The sequence below is a fragment of the Ruegeria sp. TASC047 genome (assembly GCF_059612445.1).
The window spans coordinates 36,831-53,846 of sequence record NZ_JBXWQP010000019.1 but is presented as its reverse complement, the minus strand read 5'-3'; the positions used below and the strand labels follow the sequence as shown (position 1 = coordinate 53,846).

General features: G+C 58.4%; 15 protein-coding genes. 13 read left to right on the top strand and 2 right to left on the bottom strand.

From position 1 onward, the window contains the following. The first annotated feature begins 81 nt into the window (after positions 1-81). The 7 genes from AC2FLO_RS02745 to mdoH all read left to right on the top strand — a co-directional run bounded on the left by AC2FLO_RS02745 (position 82) and on the right by mdoH (position 9,571). Entirely contained in the window at positions 82-540 is a 459-nt protein-coding gene (locus AC2FLO_RS02745) for a DUF302 domain-containing protein (RefSeq protein ID WP_480585105.1), read from the top strand. A 79-nt stretch (positions 541-619) separates the two neighbouring features. Then, positions 620-2,239, top strand: a complete 1,620-nt coding sequence (locus AC2FLO_RS02740; protein WP_480585108.1) for a thiamine pyrophosphate-binding protein — start codon at positions 620-622, stop codon at positions 2,237-2,239. Next, positions 2,226-3,410 (top strand): CaiB/BaiF CoA transferase family protein, encoded by a 1,185-nt coding sequence (locus AC2FLO_RS02735; protein WP_496751267.1) that lies wholly within the window; start codon positions 2,226-2,228, stop codon positions 3,408-3,410. The genes AC2FLO_RS02740 and AC2FLO_RS02735 overlap by 14 nt, the downstream gene beginning before the upstream one ends. A 180-nt stretch (positions 3,411-3,590) precedes the next feature. Beyond that, on the top strand, positions 3,591-4,961 hold the full coding sequence (locus tag AC2FLO_RS02730) for a tetratricopeptide repeat protein (protein WP_496751266.1): 1,371 nt from the start codon (positions 3,591-3,593) through the stop codon (positions 4,959-4,961). Between the two features lie 28 nt (positions 4,962-4,989). Next, on the top strand, positions 4,990-6,207 hold the full coding sequence (locus tag AC2FLO_RS02725; RefSeq protein ID WP_496751265.1) for an OpgC family protein: 1,218 nt from the start codon (positions 4,990-4,992) through the stop codon (positions 6,205-6,207). Further along, positions 6,204-7,703, top strand: coding sequence for an OpgD/OpgG family glucan biosynthesis protein (locus tag AC2FLO_RS02720; RefSeq protein WP_496751264.1), 1,500 nt, complete (start codon positions 6,204-6,206; stop codon positions 7,701-7,703). The genes AC2FLO_RS02725 and AC2FLO_RS02720 overlap by 4 nt, the downstream gene beginning before the upstream one ends. Continuing rightward, entirely contained in the window at positions 7,700-9,571 is a 1,872-nt protein-coding gene (gene mdoH, locus AC2FLO_RS02715; RefSeq protein WP_496804239.1) for a glucans biosynthesis glucosyltransferase MdoH, read from the top strand. The genes AC2FLO_RS02720 and mdoH overlap by 4 nt, the downstream gene beginning before the upstream one ends. On the opposite strand, the gene AC2FLO_RS02710 is transcribed toward mdoH, so the two are convergent. After that, positions 9,572-10,396 (bottom strand): CE1 family esterase, encoded by an 825-nt coding sequence (locus AC2FLO_RS02710; protein ID WP_496751263.1) that lies wholly within the window; start codon positions 10,394-10,396, stop codon positions 9,572-9,574. Continuing rightward, positions 10,393-10,854 carry a rhodanese-like domain-containing protein gene (locus AC2FLO_RS02705; RefSeq protein ID WP_496751949.1) on the bottom strand — a complete coding sequence of 154 codons (462 nt, stop codon included), beginning with the start codon at positions 10,852-10,854 and terminating at the stop codon, positions 10,393-10,395. Before AC2FLO_RS02705 ends, AC2FLO_RS02710 begins: the two co-directional genes overlap by 4 nt. 234 nt (positions 10,855-11,088) lie before the next feature. Between AC2FLO_RS02705 and AC2FLO_RS02700 the strand changes: the two genes are divergently transcribed. From AC2FLO_RS02700 to AC2FLO_RS02675, 6 genes are read left to right on the top strand one after another with little or no spacing between them, the layout of a single operon-like run. Beyond that, complete coding sequence (locus tag AC2FLO_RS02700; RefSeq protein WP_496751262.1) at positions 11,089-13,959, top strand: monovalent cation/H+ antiporter subunit A; 2,871 nt, start codon at positions 11,089-11,091, stop codon at positions 13,957-13,959. Continuing rightward, on the top strand, positions 13,959-14,318 hold the full coding sequence (locus tag AC2FLO_RS02695) for a Na+/H+ antiporter subunit C (RefSeq protein ID WP_209503290.1): 360 nt from the start codon (positions 13,959-13,961) through the stop codon (positions 14,316-14,318). Before AC2FLO_RS02700 ends, AC2FLO_RS02695 begins: the two co-directional genes overlap by 1 nt. Then, positions 14,315-15,859, top strand: a complete 1,545-nt coding sequence (locus AC2FLO_RS02690) for a monovalent cation/H+ antiporter subunit D (protein WP_496751261.1) — start codon at positions 14,315-14,317, stop codon at positions 15,857-15,859. Before AC2FLO_RS02695 ends, AC2FLO_RS02690 begins: the two co-directional genes overlap by 4 nt. Further along, positions 15,859-16,356, top strand: a complete 498-nt coding sequence (locus AC2FLO_RS02685) for a Na+/H+ antiporter subunit E (protein ID WP_496751260.1) — start codon at positions 15,859-15,861, stop codon at positions 16,354-16,356. Before AC2FLO_RS02690 ends, AC2FLO_RS02685 begins: the two co-directional genes overlap by 1 nt. Continuing rightward, the gene (locus tag AC2FLO_RS02680; RefSeq protein WP_209503286.1) at positions 16,353-16,622 is read left to right on the top strand and encodes a K+/H+ antiporter subunit F; all 270 of its coding nucleotides are present in this window, start codon (positions 16,353-16,355) and stop codon (positions 16,620-16,622) included. Before AC2FLO_RS02685 ends, AC2FLO_RS02680 begins: the two co-directional genes overlap by 4 nt. A 7-nt stretch (positions 16,623-16,629) precedes the next feature. Beyond that, complete coding sequence (locus AC2FLO_RS02675; protein ID WP_267365960.1) at positions 16,630-17,016, top strand: Na+/H+ antiporter subunit G; 387 nt, start codon at positions 16,630-16,632, stop codon at positions 17,014-17,016.

The window sequence follows — 17,016 nt, the reverse complement described above, 5'->3', positions numbered from 1 at the left end:
GGCACATGAACACGGGTTTGTGATGTCGCGGGTCGGTCAGGTCTGGCACACAGGGTGCACCTCAATACAGGAGACGTGACAATGAAAGCCCTCATTCCCTTGCTCTGCCTGATCGCTTTACCCGTTTGGGCACAGGACGCCCCAACCGGTTGGACCGTGTTTCCCGCGGATAAGACCTACTCGGAACTGGTCGATGCAACCAAGGCTGCGATCAAGGACAACGGATTGATAGTGGTGACGCAGGCTGGACCCACCAAGGCAGCTGCGGCACGAGGGATCACCATTCCGGGTAACATGGTGATTGGCGCGTTCAACAACGATTACGCCGTAAGGGTGCTGGAAACCTCTACCAATGCGATGATCGAAGCACCGATCCGTTTCTATGTCACCGAGAACGAGGACGGAACCGCAACCCTGTCTTACAAGACCCCCAGTTTCGTGTTTGACCCTTACATGGCGGAAGGCGGGCAAGCCTTGCAGGACATTGCCGCGGAACTGGATAAAACCTTTCAATCCGTCGCTGAAGACGCAGTCAAATAGTCACACTGACGTGATCCGCCTTGCGTCTGGTGGCGTCCTCCGCAATCTGCTTTGAAACGGTTATCTCGGAGCATGACTGATGCAGGACCCCACGCCGCGCGCCGCCGATCTTCTGGCCCAACGCCTGTACGAAGCGGGGTGCCGCCACGCCTTTGGAATGCCGGGTGGTGAGGTGCTGACACTGGTGGATGCGCTTGAAAAGGCGGGCATTGCCTTTCATCTGACAAAGCACGAAAACTCGGCCGGATTCATGGCCGAGGCCGTGCATCACCGCGACGGCGCGCCTGCGATTCTGGTCGCCACTTTGGGTCCGGGCGCGATGAACGGCATCAATGTGGTGGCCAATGCGTTGCAGGACCGTGTTCCGATGATCGTTCTGACCGGTTGCGTCGATGCGGACGAAGCACTGACCTATACCCATCAGGTTATGGACCACAGCCAGGTTTACCGTTCCATCACCAAGGGCACGTTTACACTGACGGCCAATGGCGCGGATATCATCGCAGACAAGGCGGTGTCACTGGCCACGCAACCGCGACCGGGCCCGGTCCATATTGATGTTCCGATCTCGGTCGCCGATACGCCGGTGACGGGTGTGAAACGCCGCCGTCTGGCCAAGGTCGCGCCTGTCAGCCCCAATGGCGAATGCCTGGAAAAAGCCAGGCGCTGGGTGGCTGAGGCCGAGCGCCCCATCGCCATTATCGGTCTCGATGTCCTCTATGACGACTCGCGCAGTGTGGTGCAGGCGTTTTTGGAACATTTCGGAATTCCATTTGTGACCACCTACAAGGCCAAGGGTGTTGTTCCCGAAGATCACCCTTTGTGTTTGGGCGGCGCGGGCCTGTCGCCTTTGGCAGACAAGCACCTTGTCCCATTGGTCGAACACGCCGATCTGGTGCTGTGTCTGGGGTATGACCCGATCGAAATGCGCCCCGGCTGGCGCGAAATCTGGGACCCCGAAGAAAAGCGCGTCATCGACATATCCGCGGTGATCAATGACCACTACATGCATCAGGCGGGTCTTAATCTGGTGGCCGACACGGGCGAGACGCTTGAGGCCATTGCCAAGGGAAACCCTGCCCACGCAACGTGGCCGGGTGGTGAGCCCGCGCAGGTCAAAACCGCACTGGCACAGGCCTTTCCCACCGATGAGGACTGGGGACCCGCAGCGGTCATCGCCGAAACGCGGGCTACCATGCCCCCCGAAACACTCGCAACCGCCGACAGCGGCGCGCATCGCATTCTGCTGAGCCAGATGTGGGACTGCAGCGAGGAACGTGGGCTGATCCAATCCTCGGCGCTCTGCACCATGGGCTGTGCTGTCCCAATGGCCATTGGTCTGAAACTGGCCGAGCCCGACCGCCCGGTGATCAGCTTTTCGGGTGATGCCGGGTTTCTGATGGTCGCCGGGGAATTGTCGACGGCGGCTGAAATGGGCGGCAATCCGATCTTTCTTGTCTTCGTAGATGCAAGCCTTGCCCTTATCGAGTTGAAACAGCGGCAGCGGCAGATGGGTAAGAATGGCGTGGATTTCGGCCACCATGACTTCGCGGCCATGGGCCGTGCATTTGGTGGGAACGGCCACACTGTCCGCAACCGGGCAGAGTTGCGTGCAGCACTTGAAGCTGCTGTAAAGGCCGAGACATTTACCGTCATCGCCGCTGAAATCGACCGTGGAGGATACGATGGCCGCATCTGAGGGCCCGCTGAAGGGCGTCAAGGTTCTGGACCTCAGCCGTATTCTGGCCGGGCCGACCTGCACGCAGTTGCTGGGTGATCTGGGCGCAAGCGTCATCAAGATCGAAAACCCTGCCACCGGGGGCGACGACACGCGGCAATGGGGTCCGCCCTATGTCACCGATGCCGACGGCAACCGCTCGGACCTGAGCGCCTATTTCATGTCAGCGAACCGAAACAAGAAATCCGTGGCGCTGGATATCGCGACTGAGAAAGGTCAGGCGGAAATCCGACGGCTGGCCTCACACGCGGATATTCTGATCGAGAATTTCAAACCCGGCGGTCTGGCGAAATACGGGCTGGACTATGCCACCCTGTCGCAGGAATTCCCCAGCCTCGTTTACTGCTCGATTTCGGGTTACGGCCAAACCGGGCCGAACGCCAGCAAACCCGGCTATGACCTGATGGCGCAAGGTTATGGTGGGATCATGTCCCTGACCGGCGACCCGGAAGGCGCGCCGATGAAAGTGGGGGTCGGCATCGCTGATGTGATGTGCGGAATGTATGCAAGCGTTGGCATTCTGGCCGCGCTGCGCCACCGCGACCTGACCGGTGAAGGCCAGCAGGTCGATCTGGCACTTGTTGATTCTCAGATCGCATGGCTGATCAACGAGGGCGTCAATTACCTGACTTCAGGCGACGTTCCGCAACGCCGTGGAAACGGGCACCCTAACATTGTGCCTTATGACGTCTACGAGACATCCGATGGGCATGTCATTCTGGCGGTTGGAAATGATGGCCAGTTCAGAAAACTGTGCGGTTTCCTGGGACAACCCGAACTTGCCGACGACCCCAGATTCGGGACCAACCCGGCGCGACTGGAACACCGTGATGCGCTGAACGCCATTCTTCGGCCCGCTGTTAAACGGCTGGATACGCGATCCGTGATTTCCGGCCTGGAAGCCGTGAAAGTGCCCGTAGGTCCGGTCCAGACGCTGGATCAGGTTTTTGATACGGAACAGGTAGCAGCACGAAAAATGCAGATTTCGATGCAGGCCCAGCCCGGAGTGGTGAACCTGATCGGGAATCCCCTGAACCTGTCACGTACGCCTGTAACATATCGCAGCGCGCCACCTACCTGCGGGGCGGACACTGACTGGGTATTAAACGCTGAAAACCCGTTCGACGATTGAAACACTTGCACAACTAGGCGGCAAGTTGCTGAAACATGCCTTTGAATCGGCGGATTTTTTCGACTTTTTCACACACGACATTTCACCAATTCGAGAGCGGGGTCGATACTGATACGCCGCTCTCGCACACTCTGTTACATCAAACAGTGTCAAATACCGCAATACAGATTGGACCCAAGTATGAAACAAGACGTTTTTGGACAGATGAACACCTTGGCGCAGCCGGAAGCTGTCGAAGCCTGGAATGGTGTTCTGCTTGGGTTCATGGCACATGCCGCGGTTACGCCCCAACATCTGGGCAAAGTGTTGGAGCTTGAGCCCGATTTTGCTTTGGGCCATGCCGTCAAAGGCCTATTCATGGCCCTTCTCGGTCGACGAGAGATGATGGCGGTTGCAGTCGAGGCTTTGGCGGCTGCCAATGCTGCGATGAAACGGCAGCCCGTCTCGACGCGCGAGCGGCTGTTTGTCGATGCATTGGGGCTGTATCTGGCGGGCCAACTGACACAGGCGGTGCAAAAGTTCGAAGCGGTCCTGCGCGACCATCCGCGGGATACGTTGGCGATGAAACTCAGCCATGCGACCCGTTTCGTTCTGGGAGATCCGGATGGAATGCGCCGCTCGATCGAACGGGTGATACCTGCTTATGAACCCGATCACCCCGGTCGGGGCTATCTGCTGGGCTGCCATTCCTTCGCGCTGGAAGAAACCGGAGCCTACGAAAAGGCCGAAATCGCGGGACGTCAGGCGCTTTGGATGGTGTCCGACGATGCCTGGGGTCTGCACGCGGTGGCCCATGTCCATGAGATGACCGGCAACGCGCAGCTGGGCCTTGACTGGCTGGCCGGGCGCGAGGCGGCCTGGGCCCATTGCAACAACTTCCGCTATCACGTCTGGTGGCACAAGGCCCTGATGCATCTGGATCTGGGTCAGGTCGATCAGGTGATGGACCTGTATGACAACCACGTCCGCAAGGACAAAACCGACGATTACCGCGACATCTCGAACGGAACTTCGCTTCTGATGCGGCTTGAATTAGAAGGCGTAAATGTCGGAAATCGCTGGGAAGAACTGGCTGACCTGAGTGCCGCGCGCACCGAAGACGGCTGCCTGATCTTCGCCGATCTGCATTACCTTTTGGCACTGACAGGCGACAATCGCGTCGACGCCACAGCCAAAATGCTGAACCGCATGAGCAAGGATGCAGCGCGTGCCAATGACGACACCACCCGCCGTATGGCTGATCCCGGTGTCGCGGCCGCCATGGGCCTTGAAGCCTTTGGTGACGGCCATTATGGCACGGCATTTGATCACCTGTTGGCAGCGCGCGGTTCAATGCAACTGGCTGGTGGCAGTCACGCGCAACGTGATGTATTTGAACGCATTACCATCGATTCCGGGCTTCGGGCCGGTCGTCTTGATGCGGTTGAACGCATTCTGGATGACCGTCGCGCCAAGCGCGCCGGGGGTGAAGACAATTATGCCATCGCGCGCCGCGCCCTGATTGATGCGGCACGCGACGGCGGAGACATGCAAAGCGTCCCCGCCGAATAACAAGACGACCAAGAAGGACAGAGACCGTATGGCGACCATATCGCCCGCTGCTGATTTTGCACCCGTCGCAGCCCCGGCTGCGGCCCCCGCTCGCACGCGTGACCCGCGACTGGATTTCTATCGCGGCATCGCGATGTTCATCATCCTGATCGCCCACATTCCCAATGATCCTTGGGCGAATTGGATCCCGGCGCGCTTTGGGTATTCGGACGCAACCGAGATTTTCGTGTTCTGTTCGGGCATGGCCTCGGCCATCGCCTTCGGCGGGGCGTACCTGCACAAAGGCTGGTGGATGGGCACGGCCCGAGTGGCCTATCGCATCTGGCAGGTTTATTGGGCCCATATTGCCCTGTTCTTCTTTGTCGCCATGACAATGGCAGCGCTGGACCTGACCGGCGCGTTCGGGAAAACCTATGTCTCGTCCCTGAACCTTCAGCATTTCTTCAATGATCCCGCCCCGCAGATGGTGGGGATCTTTACCCTGACTTATGTACCGAACTACTTTGACATCCTTCCGATGTATCTGGTGGTACTGGCGCTGATGCCGCTCTACATCGCGCTTTACCGTGTCAGTTTCTGGCTGATGGCGGCTGCATCTGTGACCATCTGGTGCATCACTCAGACCGGCGCGCTGGCCCTTCCGGCCGAGCCTTGGTCGGATCGGCAATGGTTTTTCAACCCGTTTGGCTGGCAATTGCTGTTCTTCACCGGATTTGCCTTGATGCGCGGATGGATTCCCGCTCCACCAGTATCGAAATCTCTGGTCTGGGCGGCTGCCTTGTTCCTGATCCTGTCAGCTCCGTTTGGATCTTGGAAGGTCTTCCTCTGGGTTAACAGCGCTGCGCCTGAGTTGGGCGCTGCGATCCGAAAGATCTGGCCACTGACCGACGAATTGCGCGACAAGACCGAGTTTGGTGCGCTGCGATATGTCCATTTTCTGTCACTGGCCTATCTGGGCTGGGTCGCGGCAGGCGAACATGGTCACCGCCTGATAGCGACGGGTCACGGAATAGGCGCGCGTGTCTGGCAATTCCTGCTGACTGTCATCACCAAAGTCGGTCAGCAATCCCTTGCGGTGTTTGTATTTTCCATGGCAGCAGCACGACTTATCGGCGTTGCCCTCGATCAAGCTGGGCGGGATGTTGCCACCGTCTTTGTCGCCAACATAATTGGCTTTGCCATGATCATCGGCGTGGCCTATCTGGCAGCTTGGTTTAAGTCTCAACCCTGGAAATTGAAGAGATGAATTTCACCCGTCGCGCATTCCTAGTCTCGACGACTGCCTTGGCCTTTACCCCATCGGCCTATGCGACCGGGGGCGCAGTCCCCTTTGACCGCGACCACGTGATCGAACTGGCCCGCGAACTGGCCAGCCGCCCCTATGCGGAACGCGAAATGGTTCCCCAAGAATGGCAGGATCTGACTTACGAACAATATCGCTCGATCCGTTTTCGACTGGACCGGGCGTTGTGGTACGAAACCGAAACGCCATTCAACGTCGATTTCTTCACACCGGGCCTGTATTTCCCCCGGACCGTCAAGGTGGAAACGGTCGAAAATGGCATGACAACACCAGTCGATTTCGATCTGGGGATGTTCGACAAATCCGAAGATGTGCCGCAATTGCCCATCGACGAGACACTGGGCTTTTCAGGCCTGCGGCTGCGGACCGAGATGCACCGCCCTGGCAAGACGGATGAGTTCTGCGTCTGGCAGGGTGCCAGCTATTTCCGCGCTATTGGTCTGGACGAGGTCTACGGTCTGTCGGCACGCGGTCTCGCCCTGAAAACAGGCGACCCGGATGGCGAGGAATTTCCTGAGTTCATCCGTTTCTGGCTGGAGCGCCCCAAGCCCGGCCATCGGAATATGGTCGTACATGCGCTGATGGACAGTCCCAGCGTGACTGGGGCCTATCGCTTCAATGTCACGGCGGGGGCGGATTGCATTATCGACGTCGAGGCCACGCTGTTTCCCCGCGAAGACCTACCTCATGTAGGTATCGCGCCGGGCACCTCGATGTTTCTGTTCGACCAGACCAACCACAGCCGGTTCGACGATTTCCGTCCGGCCGTCCATGACAGCGACGGGCTGTTGATCCGCAATGGCGCGGGCGAGGTGTTGTGGCGTCCACTGGCAAACCCGGCCCGCCTGCAAATATCGTCTTTCGTTGACGAGAACCCGCGCGGCTTCGGGCTGATGCAGCGCAAGCGCGAGTTTTCGGACTATGCCGACCTTGAGGCGAATTATCACAAGCGCCCGGGTCTGTGGGTCGAGCCTCGGGATGACTGGGGCAAAGGCACCGTTACACTGGTCGAGATACCGGCCGATCAGGAAATCTATGACAACATCGTCGCCTATTGGCGTCCGGCAGAGCCCTATGCGGCAGGCAGTCAGGTTGACCTGTCCTATCGTCTGATCTGGGGTGAGGAGCCTCAACACACTCCGATGCCACGGGTGACCAACACCGCCATGGGCGAAAACACCTTCGGTGAGGGGCGTTTGGCCGTCATCGATTTCGAAGGCAGCGATTTGTTCGATGATATCGAGGTGATCAGTGTCTTCGTGGATTCCCCTCATGCTGTAACCTCGGACGGTGTTCTTCAACGCAACCCGGATACGGGTGGGTTGCGTCTGGCGTTTTCGTTCCAGCCTGATGGGCGCGATCATGTCGAATTGCGCGCGCAACTGCTGAAAGACAAACAGCCCGCCTCTGAGGTGTGGCTTTACCGATGGACCATATGAACCGCGATCTGCATATCATGCCGCTTGAAGCACCTCTGGCGATGCCCGCGCAGAATTTCAGCGTGGGATTCCACGATGCCGATGCCCCGTCGGGCACAGACACGGGCGCGACTGGATTTTGGCGCGCGCTTGCGTTTTCACCGGCGATGGTGGCGACATTGGGCCTGCTGTGGATCATGAGCGACTGGTTCAGCGCCCAGGGGATCAATCTGATCGAGGGCATCCTGTTGGCGCTAATCTCGTTCAACTTCTTCTGGATTTCGTTCACGGTCTGCACCGTTCTGCTGGGTATGGTTTCGCTGTCGCGACAGGATCGTCCGCAGCGCAAGCGCACAGCACAGCCCCTGCGCGTGGCCCTTTTGACACCGGTATACAACGAAGTGCCATGGAACGTGCTGGGCAACGCCCGCACCATGCTTGAAGATTTGCAGGCACGCGGAGGGCAGCATCACTATGCCATGTTCATCCTGTCCGACACACGCGACCCTGAAATCGCGGCACAGGAACAAGCCAGCGTCGAAGCCCTGCGCACCACGCTCGCCCCGGGGCTGGAGTTGTATTACCGCCGCCGCGAGCAGAACACCGACCGCAAGGTGGGTAACATCGCCGACTGGGTCTGTCGCTGGGGCGCAGACTGGGACGCGATGCTGGTTCTGGATGCGGACAGCCTTATGACCGGTCGCGCCATACACCGGCTGACCGATGCTTTGGCGCGTGATCCCGGTGCCGGGCTGATCCAGAGCTATCCGCAACTGATCGGCGCGCAATCGGTTTTTGCCCGGATGCAACAATTCGCCAATGGGGTCTATGGCATCGCCTTTGCCGAAGGGTTGGCGCGCTGGTGCGGGCAAGAGGGCAATTATTGGGGCCACAACGCCATAATCCGCACCAAGGCTTTCGCCACCAGTGCCGGACTGCCCAAGCTGCGTGCGTTCAACGGTCAGGACAAGCTGATCATGAGCCATGATTTCGTCGAGGCTGGATTGCTGCGCCGTGCCGGATGGGCGGTGCGGTTCCTGCCGCGCATTCGGGGATCTTACGAGGAAACGCCCCCCACACTGATTGATCATGCGATGCGGGATCGGCGTTGGTGCCAGGGCAACCTGCAACACCTGAAACTGCTGGGCTCGACTGGATTCCGGGCCGTCTCGCGTTTTCACATGTTCCACGGTGCCGTAGGATACCTGATGTCACCGTTGTGGTTTGCTCTGCTGTTGATGTGGGCACTGATCGGTCAGGGCAAAGACGCCTCTGTCCTGCATTACTTCAGCCCCGATAATCCGCTGTTCCCGCAATGGCCGGAAATGTCGGAAACCCGGCACGTTCTGATCATTCTCGTGATGTATGCAATGCTGCTGGCACCCAAGGTGCTGGGAGTTCTGGCTTTGCCGCTAAGCGGTGTGCGCTACTCCGAATTCGGAGGCGGCCTCAAGTTCCTGACCTCGTTTCTGGCCGAGGTCATTCTGTCGATCCTGTATGCGCCGATCCTGATGGTGCAACAGATGATCGCTGTTTTCCGGACAGCGCTTGGCATTCAGCGGGGCTGGTCGCCGCAAGCACGCGACGGTGGCAGTTACGGATTGCGCACGCTGCTTCTGTGTCACGCATTGGAAACCGTCAGTGGCATAGCCTTGAGTGTTGGTATCCTGTCCGGGCTGGTCTCGATCTGGCTGGCTCCGATTGCCATCAGTCTCGCCCTTGCCATTCCGCTATCGGCACTCAGCGGTGTTTCGGCCGGTGCCGCACGCCGGATGGTCGGAATGCGCGAGGATTTCCGCGAACCTGCCATCACCCGGTCGGCCCGCCGTTACCGAGCCGAGCTGAAGCAACTGGTTGAAGGCAAGATCAACATGACCCCGGCAGAGTGATCAGCTGCCGGGAAGCCCTTCGTACCAATCCACGACCATATCAGCCCAACCGGCTGGAACTGTATGACCGCCCGGGAACAAGGCAAACTCCAGCGCGCTGCCTTTGGCACAGGTGGTCCAGCGGCGGCGCATGAAATTCCCCGTTGTGCTAAAGCCGGCCGGTTTGTGATCGACGCAGCCATTTGCCTCGCGCCAGATTTCGAGCCCGGCATAGATATCGCCCTGCCGAAACCGGCCACCGCCCAGTACGCGCCCCTCAAGCGGTACCACGTTGTCCGTCCAGCCATGGGTATGAAACATCCGGATCGGACCCTTGCAGGTTTCCGGGTGTGGCCTCCAGAATCCTCCGGACACCGGAACATATGCCGAAAATGTCTCGGGCGCCTTGCAGGCGAGATAGTTGACCATAAAGCCACCAGCCGAAAACCCGCCCAGCATGACCCGGTCCGCATTGATTCCGAACCGGTTTTCCGCGTCCTGAACCACTTCGGACAGAAAGGCGGCTTCATCCCGTTCGCCAAATCCAGGAATAAAATTCCAGCTTTTTCTGCCGCCCCGGTTGGGCCTGTCCGAACCTTCCGGTGCCATCACAGCATACCCCCGCGCCAGCAGAGGTTCGACCATCCCGCGATTTCGCATCGTGCCAGATCCACTGCCGCCATACCCGTGCAGAAACACCACCAATGGCGGGTTTTCCGCATCGGGCAATTCGATATGATACGCGCCCAAGGAGGTTTCGCAAATTTCCCCCTGATCAGCACAATCCGCCAAGGCCAACTGCGCGGTGAAGGCAAATACTGCTGCCAGGCTGATTTCCCTGATCATCCTGCATCCTCACTGTATTTACGGACCGGTAAACCGGTCCTTACCCATCCCGGCCCGGCCGCCGAGCCCAACATACCCTCGGGTACGTCGATGATATTTGTGAATCCGGCTTCAATCAAACGATTGCTGAGGCGCGCGGACCGCACCCCTCGGGCGCAGATCAGCGCCACGGGCGCAGCCTGATCACCGCCGGTCATTTGTGTCAGAACGTCGACGAAATCCTTGCGGCGCATGTCCAGCGGTACCGCGCCCTTGCCTATTCCCGAGGCGCGCCACTCGCGCGGTGTGCGGATATCAACCAGCAGAACGCGCCCGTCCGCGGCCTGCTCATGGGCGTCGGCCACACTGATCCGGCCACCGCTGTGATCTTCAGGGATTAGTCTGTATTGCCTGATCGCAAACCCGGCAGCAATCGCGGCACCGCCACCAATCAATAGCCACCGTCGGGATCGGTTCATTTTTTCGGCCACGCCTCAGCCTCCTGTTCGCTGATGCTGGTTCTAGCACAACCAGACAGCAAGTTGCGCGGTGAAACACAGCTCGCAGATCAAGATCGCGTCATTAATGCGCAGCGCCGCCAATGCCTTGGTGATCCGTTGGAGCCCGGCAAAAAAGTTGCCATCTCTGGACAGTCGGCAAAATATCCTTACAAAATTGACCTCACCCTGACCGCCCAGACCGGAGTATCGCACTTGTCCCTATTCCTTATTGCGGCCCTTCCCTTCCTTGGTGCTGTATTTCCCGCACTGCTGATCCGCGCGGGCCGAAATGCCGCCGCATCCGCAGCCGGGTTGACCACATTTCTGGCCCTGATGGGGCTGCTGATCCACATCCCTTCAGTCATGCGCGGAGACGTCGTGACTGCCCGGTTTGACTGGATACCGAGGTTGGGCCTGAACGCGAATTTCATGCTGGACGGGCTGGGATTTCTTTTCGCCTTGCTGATCCTTGGCATTGGATTGCTCATCATCCTCTACGCACGGTTCTACCTGTCGCGCGAAGACCCGATGGGGCAGTTCTATACCTATCTGCTGCTGTTTCAGGGGGCGATGGTTGGTATTGTCCTGTCCGACAATATCCTACTTTTGATTGTTTTCTGGGAACTTACATCGCTCAGCTCATTCTTGCTGATCGGCTATTGGAAACACCTGCCCGATGGCCGTCAGGGCGCGCGCATGGCTTTGGCCGTCACCGGCTCGGGCGGGTTGGCGATGATCGCCGGGATGCTGATCCTCGGCAATATCGTTGGATCCTATGACCTGAGTGTCATTTTGCAGAACAAGGAGCTGATCCAGGCGTCCCCCTACTACCTGCCGGCGTTGATCCTGATCCTGCTGGGCGCCTTCACCAAGTCGGCACAGTTCCCGTTTCACTTCTGGCTGCCCCATGCCATGGCCGCGCCGACGCCGGTGTCCGCCTATCTGCACTCGGCCACCATGGTGAAAGCCGGTCTGTTCCTGATGGCGCGGATGTGGCCTGTTCTGGCAGGAACAGATGCGTGGTTTTACATCGTGGCCACGACTGGTCTGATCACCATGCTGCTGGGTGCGGTCATCGCGCTGTTCAAGGATGATCTAAAGGCGCTGCTGGCCTTTTCGACCGTATCCCATCTGGGCCTGATCACCATGCTATTGGGCTTTGGCACTAAAATTGCCGCCGTGGCCGCCATTTTCCACATAATCAACCATGCGACCTTCAAGGCCGCCCTGTTCATGACCGCCGGGATCGTGGATCACGAGACCGGTACGCGGAACCTGAAACGTCTGGGTGGCCTGCGTCATCTGATGCCGATCACCTTTACTATCGGCACCATCGCGGCCCTGTCCATGGCGGGTCTGCCGCCGCTGAACGGCTTTTTGTCGAAAGAGATGATGCTGGAAGAGACTGTGCATACCACCTGGTTGCATTCACATTATCTGGTTCCGGGGCTGGCACTTTTGGCAGCGCTGTTCTCGGCCGCTTATTCTTTCCGCTTCGTCAGCCATGTTTTCCTTGGACCCAAGCGAGAAGACTATCCCACCCATCCGCATGACCCGCCTGTCGGGCTGTGGCTGGCACCCGCATTGCTGGTGGTGCTGGTCGTCCTGATCGGTCTGAATTCCGCAGCAATCGTTGGGCCCCTGATCGCCGTGGTTTCCAGCACGGTAATTGGCGGAGAGAAGCTGCCGTATTACTCGCTCAAACTGTGGCATGGCTTCACGCCCGCACTTTACATGTCGGTTGTTGCGACATTGGGCGGCCTGTTCCTGCTGGCGCTGCACAAACGCGGCGAGCAGGTCTGGCATACCCTGCCCCGGCCCGAGGCCAAGGTAATCTTTGAGGCGATCATCGACGCGCTGACTAGGCTGAGCCGCTGGATCACCGATGAGATGCATAACGGTGTTCTCAGCAGGTATGCGATCATCTTTGTCGCCTTCACCGTGGGCCTTGGTTATTACGCCTATTCGACAGGAACCATCGGTGTGGAAACCCGTGTTCCGCTGCCAGCGCAGATCATTCCGATCATCGGCTGGATCTGCCTTGTGGGTGCAACGCTGGGTATCATGTGGTTCCACCGGAACCGCCTGTTGTCGCTGGTGTTGATCGGTGTCGTGGGCCTGATCGTTTCCATCGCGTTCAACTATCTTTCCGCTCCTGACCTTGCCCTGACGCAAATCTCGGTCGAGGTGGTAACGATGATCTTGCTGCTGCTGTCGCTGAACTTCCTGCCGACCGAGACGCCATGGGACAGCAGCGCGGCGCGGCGATGGCGGGATGCAGCAATTTCCGTCGTTGCCGGTCTTGGTACTGGCGCGCTGGTCTACGCGATGATGATGCGCGATTTTGCATTTCCAACGATTTCAGAATTCCATCTGGCCAATTCCTACAAGGGCGGTGGTGGCACCAATGTGGTCAACGTGATCCTGGTCGACTTCCGGGGTTTTGATACATTTGGCGAGATCATCGTGCTGGGCATTGCCGCGCTGATTATCTTTGCGCTGACGGAATCCGTGCTAAGCACCAATGTCCGCAGTTACCTGCTGAATCGCAAACCGCACTGGCCGCAGTCTGGTGATTCACACCCGCTGATGATGGTTGTGGCGACCCGCGTGATGATGCCGATTGCGCTGATGGTCGGAGCCTATATTTTCTTCCGTGGGCACAACCAGCCCGGCGGCGGATTTATCGCCGGGCTGATCGTCGCCATCGCCTATCTGATGCAATACATGGCCAGCGGCTATACTTGGGCGATTGAGCGGCAGCGGTTCTATTACCACGGCACCATTGGCTGGGGCGTGCTGATCGCCGCTGCCACGGGTCTGGGGGCTTGGTTCAATGAACGCCCCTTCCTGACCAGTGATTTTGGCTATCTCAACTGGCCCCCGCTTGAGGAATTCGAATGGGCCACCGCCATGCTGTTTGACACGGGCGTGTTCCTTGCAGTTCTGGGCGCGGTCATGCTGGCGCTCGACAGCCTGTCCCGCTTTGCATGGCAGCCCGGAATGGCGCAGGAATTCCCGATGGATATCAATCCCCTGCGAGACTCTCCACCGGAACAAGAACAAGAGAAGGAGCAGGCCTGATGGAAGCGCTCGTAGCCTCTGCCGTTGGAATCTTGACCGCTGCCGGTATATTCCTGATCCTGCGCCGCCGGACGTTCCCTGTCATTCTGGGCTTGTCGCTGATTACTTACGCGGTCAACGTGTTCCTGTTTGCGACCGGGCGTCTTGCGCTGAACGCCCCCCCGGTTCTGAACAAATACAAGGACGTCGCTTATACCGATCCTTTGCCACAGGCGCTGGTGCTGACCGCAATTGTGATATCCTTTGGGATGACCGCGGTGATCGTGATGATTTCGCTCAGCGCGTACCTGTCCTCCAAGGATGACCATATCGACATGACAGCGCAGGACAGCGTGGACGCAGCAGGAGAAGACGCATGAACCACTGGATCGTTGCGCCGATCGTCCTGCCCGCGATCCTGGCTCCGTTTAGCATCATGGTCCTGCGATACCATCTGGATCTGCAGCGCATCTTTTCGGTCGCCGGTGTTGTGGCCTTGCTTGGGATTGCGCTGACAATCACGGCGCAGGCTTCGGGCGGAGATATTCAGGTTTACGAGCTTGGAAACTGGCCCGCCCCGTTTGGCATTGTCATGGTGCTGGATCGAATGTCAGCTATGATGGTTTTGCTGACAGCTCTGCTTGCCTTGCCGATTGTGCTTTATGCCATTGCAACAGGCTGGGATGATCGGGGCAAACACTTCCACGCTCTGTTCCATTTTCAGCTTATGGGTGTCTGCGGCGCATTCCTGACCGGAGATGCCTTTAACCTTTTCGTGTTTTTTGAAGTTCTGCTGATCGCCTCTTATGGCCTGATGACCCATGGTGGCGGTGCGGTGCGATTGAAGGCGGGTGTGCAATATGTGGCTTACAACCTGTTGGGATCGACTTTGTTCCTGTTTGCGTTGGGCACGATCTATGGCGTGACCGGGACACTGAACATGGCGGATATCGCCATAAGGGTTGCAGAAATCCCGGCCGAGGATACGGCATTGTTGCGGGTTGGCGCGGTCCTTTTGTTGCTGGTCTTTTGCATTAAGGCCGCCGTTCTGCCCCTGCATTTCTGGCTACCTGCCAGCTATGCCAATGCGCCAATGCCCGTCGCGGCCCTGTTTGCAATCATGACCAAGGTCGGGGCTTACTCGATTCTGCGGATGTTCACATTGGCCTTTGGCCCCGATGTCGCAGCGACAGAGGGTCTGGTGGGTGAGTGGTTGCAACCTGCTGCACTTGTCACTTTGGCTGTCGGGGCTATCGGCATTCTGGGGTCAAAACATATCGCCCGCATGGTGGCGTTCTGCGCGATTGCATCCATGGGCACCCTGTTGATCGCGATCTCGCAATTTACGCCTGATGCGACAGCCGCGGCGCTGTACTATGTCTTCCATTCGACGCTGGCGACAGCCCTGCTGTTCCTGGTTGCCGATCTGGTGATGGCGCGGCGCGGCGGGGCCATCGCACCAACGCCACCCATGCCGCAAAGCGGGCTGGTGTCCGCACTGTTCTTCGTGGGGGCGATTGCGATGGCAGGAATGCCGCCCTTGTCCGGCTTTATAGGCAAGCTGCTTGTGCTGGACGCCTCGCGCGATGCTTCGGATGCCACGACGGTCTGGGCCGTGATTCTGATCAGCTCGTTCGTCACAATAATTGGCTTGGCCCGAGCCGGAACTTTGATTTTCTGGAAAAGTTACGACACTCAGGCTGTTCCGATAGCTGAGCCAGCGGAAAATGAAGCTGCCCCTGCACCGGTCGCACCTGAACCGCAACCCGGTCTGGCCTTTACTGCCGTGTTTGGCGCCGTAGCCGGCCTGATCCTGCTGACATTGTTCGCGGGCCCAGCGCTTGAGTATACAAGCCAAACCGCAGACCAGCTGTTTACACCTGAAAACTACATCTCTGCCGTATTGGGAGGGGCCGAGTGATGAAACTGCTGCACCGGATATTTCCGCACCCACACCTGACCATTCTATTGACGATCGTCTGGATCCTGCTGGCGAACAGCCCGTCACTGAATTCTCTGGTCTTTGGCCTGATCCTCGGGATCATCATTCCCTTTGTCACACAACCTTACTGGCCCGACCGGCCCAAGCTGCGCAACTGGCCCATGGTCGCCGAATACATGATCGTCGTGCTATGGGATATTGTCGTTGCAAATATTACGGTGGCCCGGATCGTTCTGTTCAAACGCAATGAAGACCGGCGGCCCAACTGGGTTAGCATTCCCCTGGAACTTCGAACACCCGAGGCCATAACCGTGCTGGCCGGGACCATCACGATGACGCCCGGCACCGTCAGTTGCGACCTGTCGGCACAGGGGCACAATCTGCTGGTCCATTGCCTTGATGCACCAAACCCGGAACAGGTGCGCGACGAAATCAAGCAGCGCTATGAACGTCGCCTGAAGGAGATTTTCGAATGATCGAATACGCAATCTACTTTGCATTTGCTTGTTTTGGCGCGGCGATAATGATGTGTCTGTGGCGGATCATCACCGCGGACGGCGTTGGGACCCGGGTTCTGGCTCTGGATACAATGGTCATCAACACGATTGCCCTGATGATCCTTTATGGCCTGTCGAAAGGGACCGAGATTTTCTTTGAAGCGGCCATGATAATCGCGATGCTGGGTTTCGTCTCGACCGTGGCATACGCGCGTTTCATGCTGCGCGGCAACATCATCGAATGAGGGCGATATGACATTCATTGCAGAGCTGCTGATCGCCGTTTTCCTGATAGTCTCGGGTATCTTTGGGTTTGTCGGGTCCTTCGGCATGATCAAGCTAAATGATCCAATGTCCCGCCTTCACGCGCCGACCAAGGCGACAACTTTAGGCGTGGGTGGGGTGTTGCTGGCTTCGATCACCCATTCCGTTCTGCTGGAAGGCAAACTGTCGCTGCACGAGCTTCTGATCACGCTGTTTTTATTCCTGACGGCTCCGATCACGGCCCTGTTCATTGCAAAATGGCACATTCATCGTCATGAACTGCCCAGCGACCTGCCCGATGCTGGCGAGGATGAGCTTTGGGCCACCCACGCGGTCGAGCAGGTCGAGGATGTTCCGGACCACAGCGCGAATTAA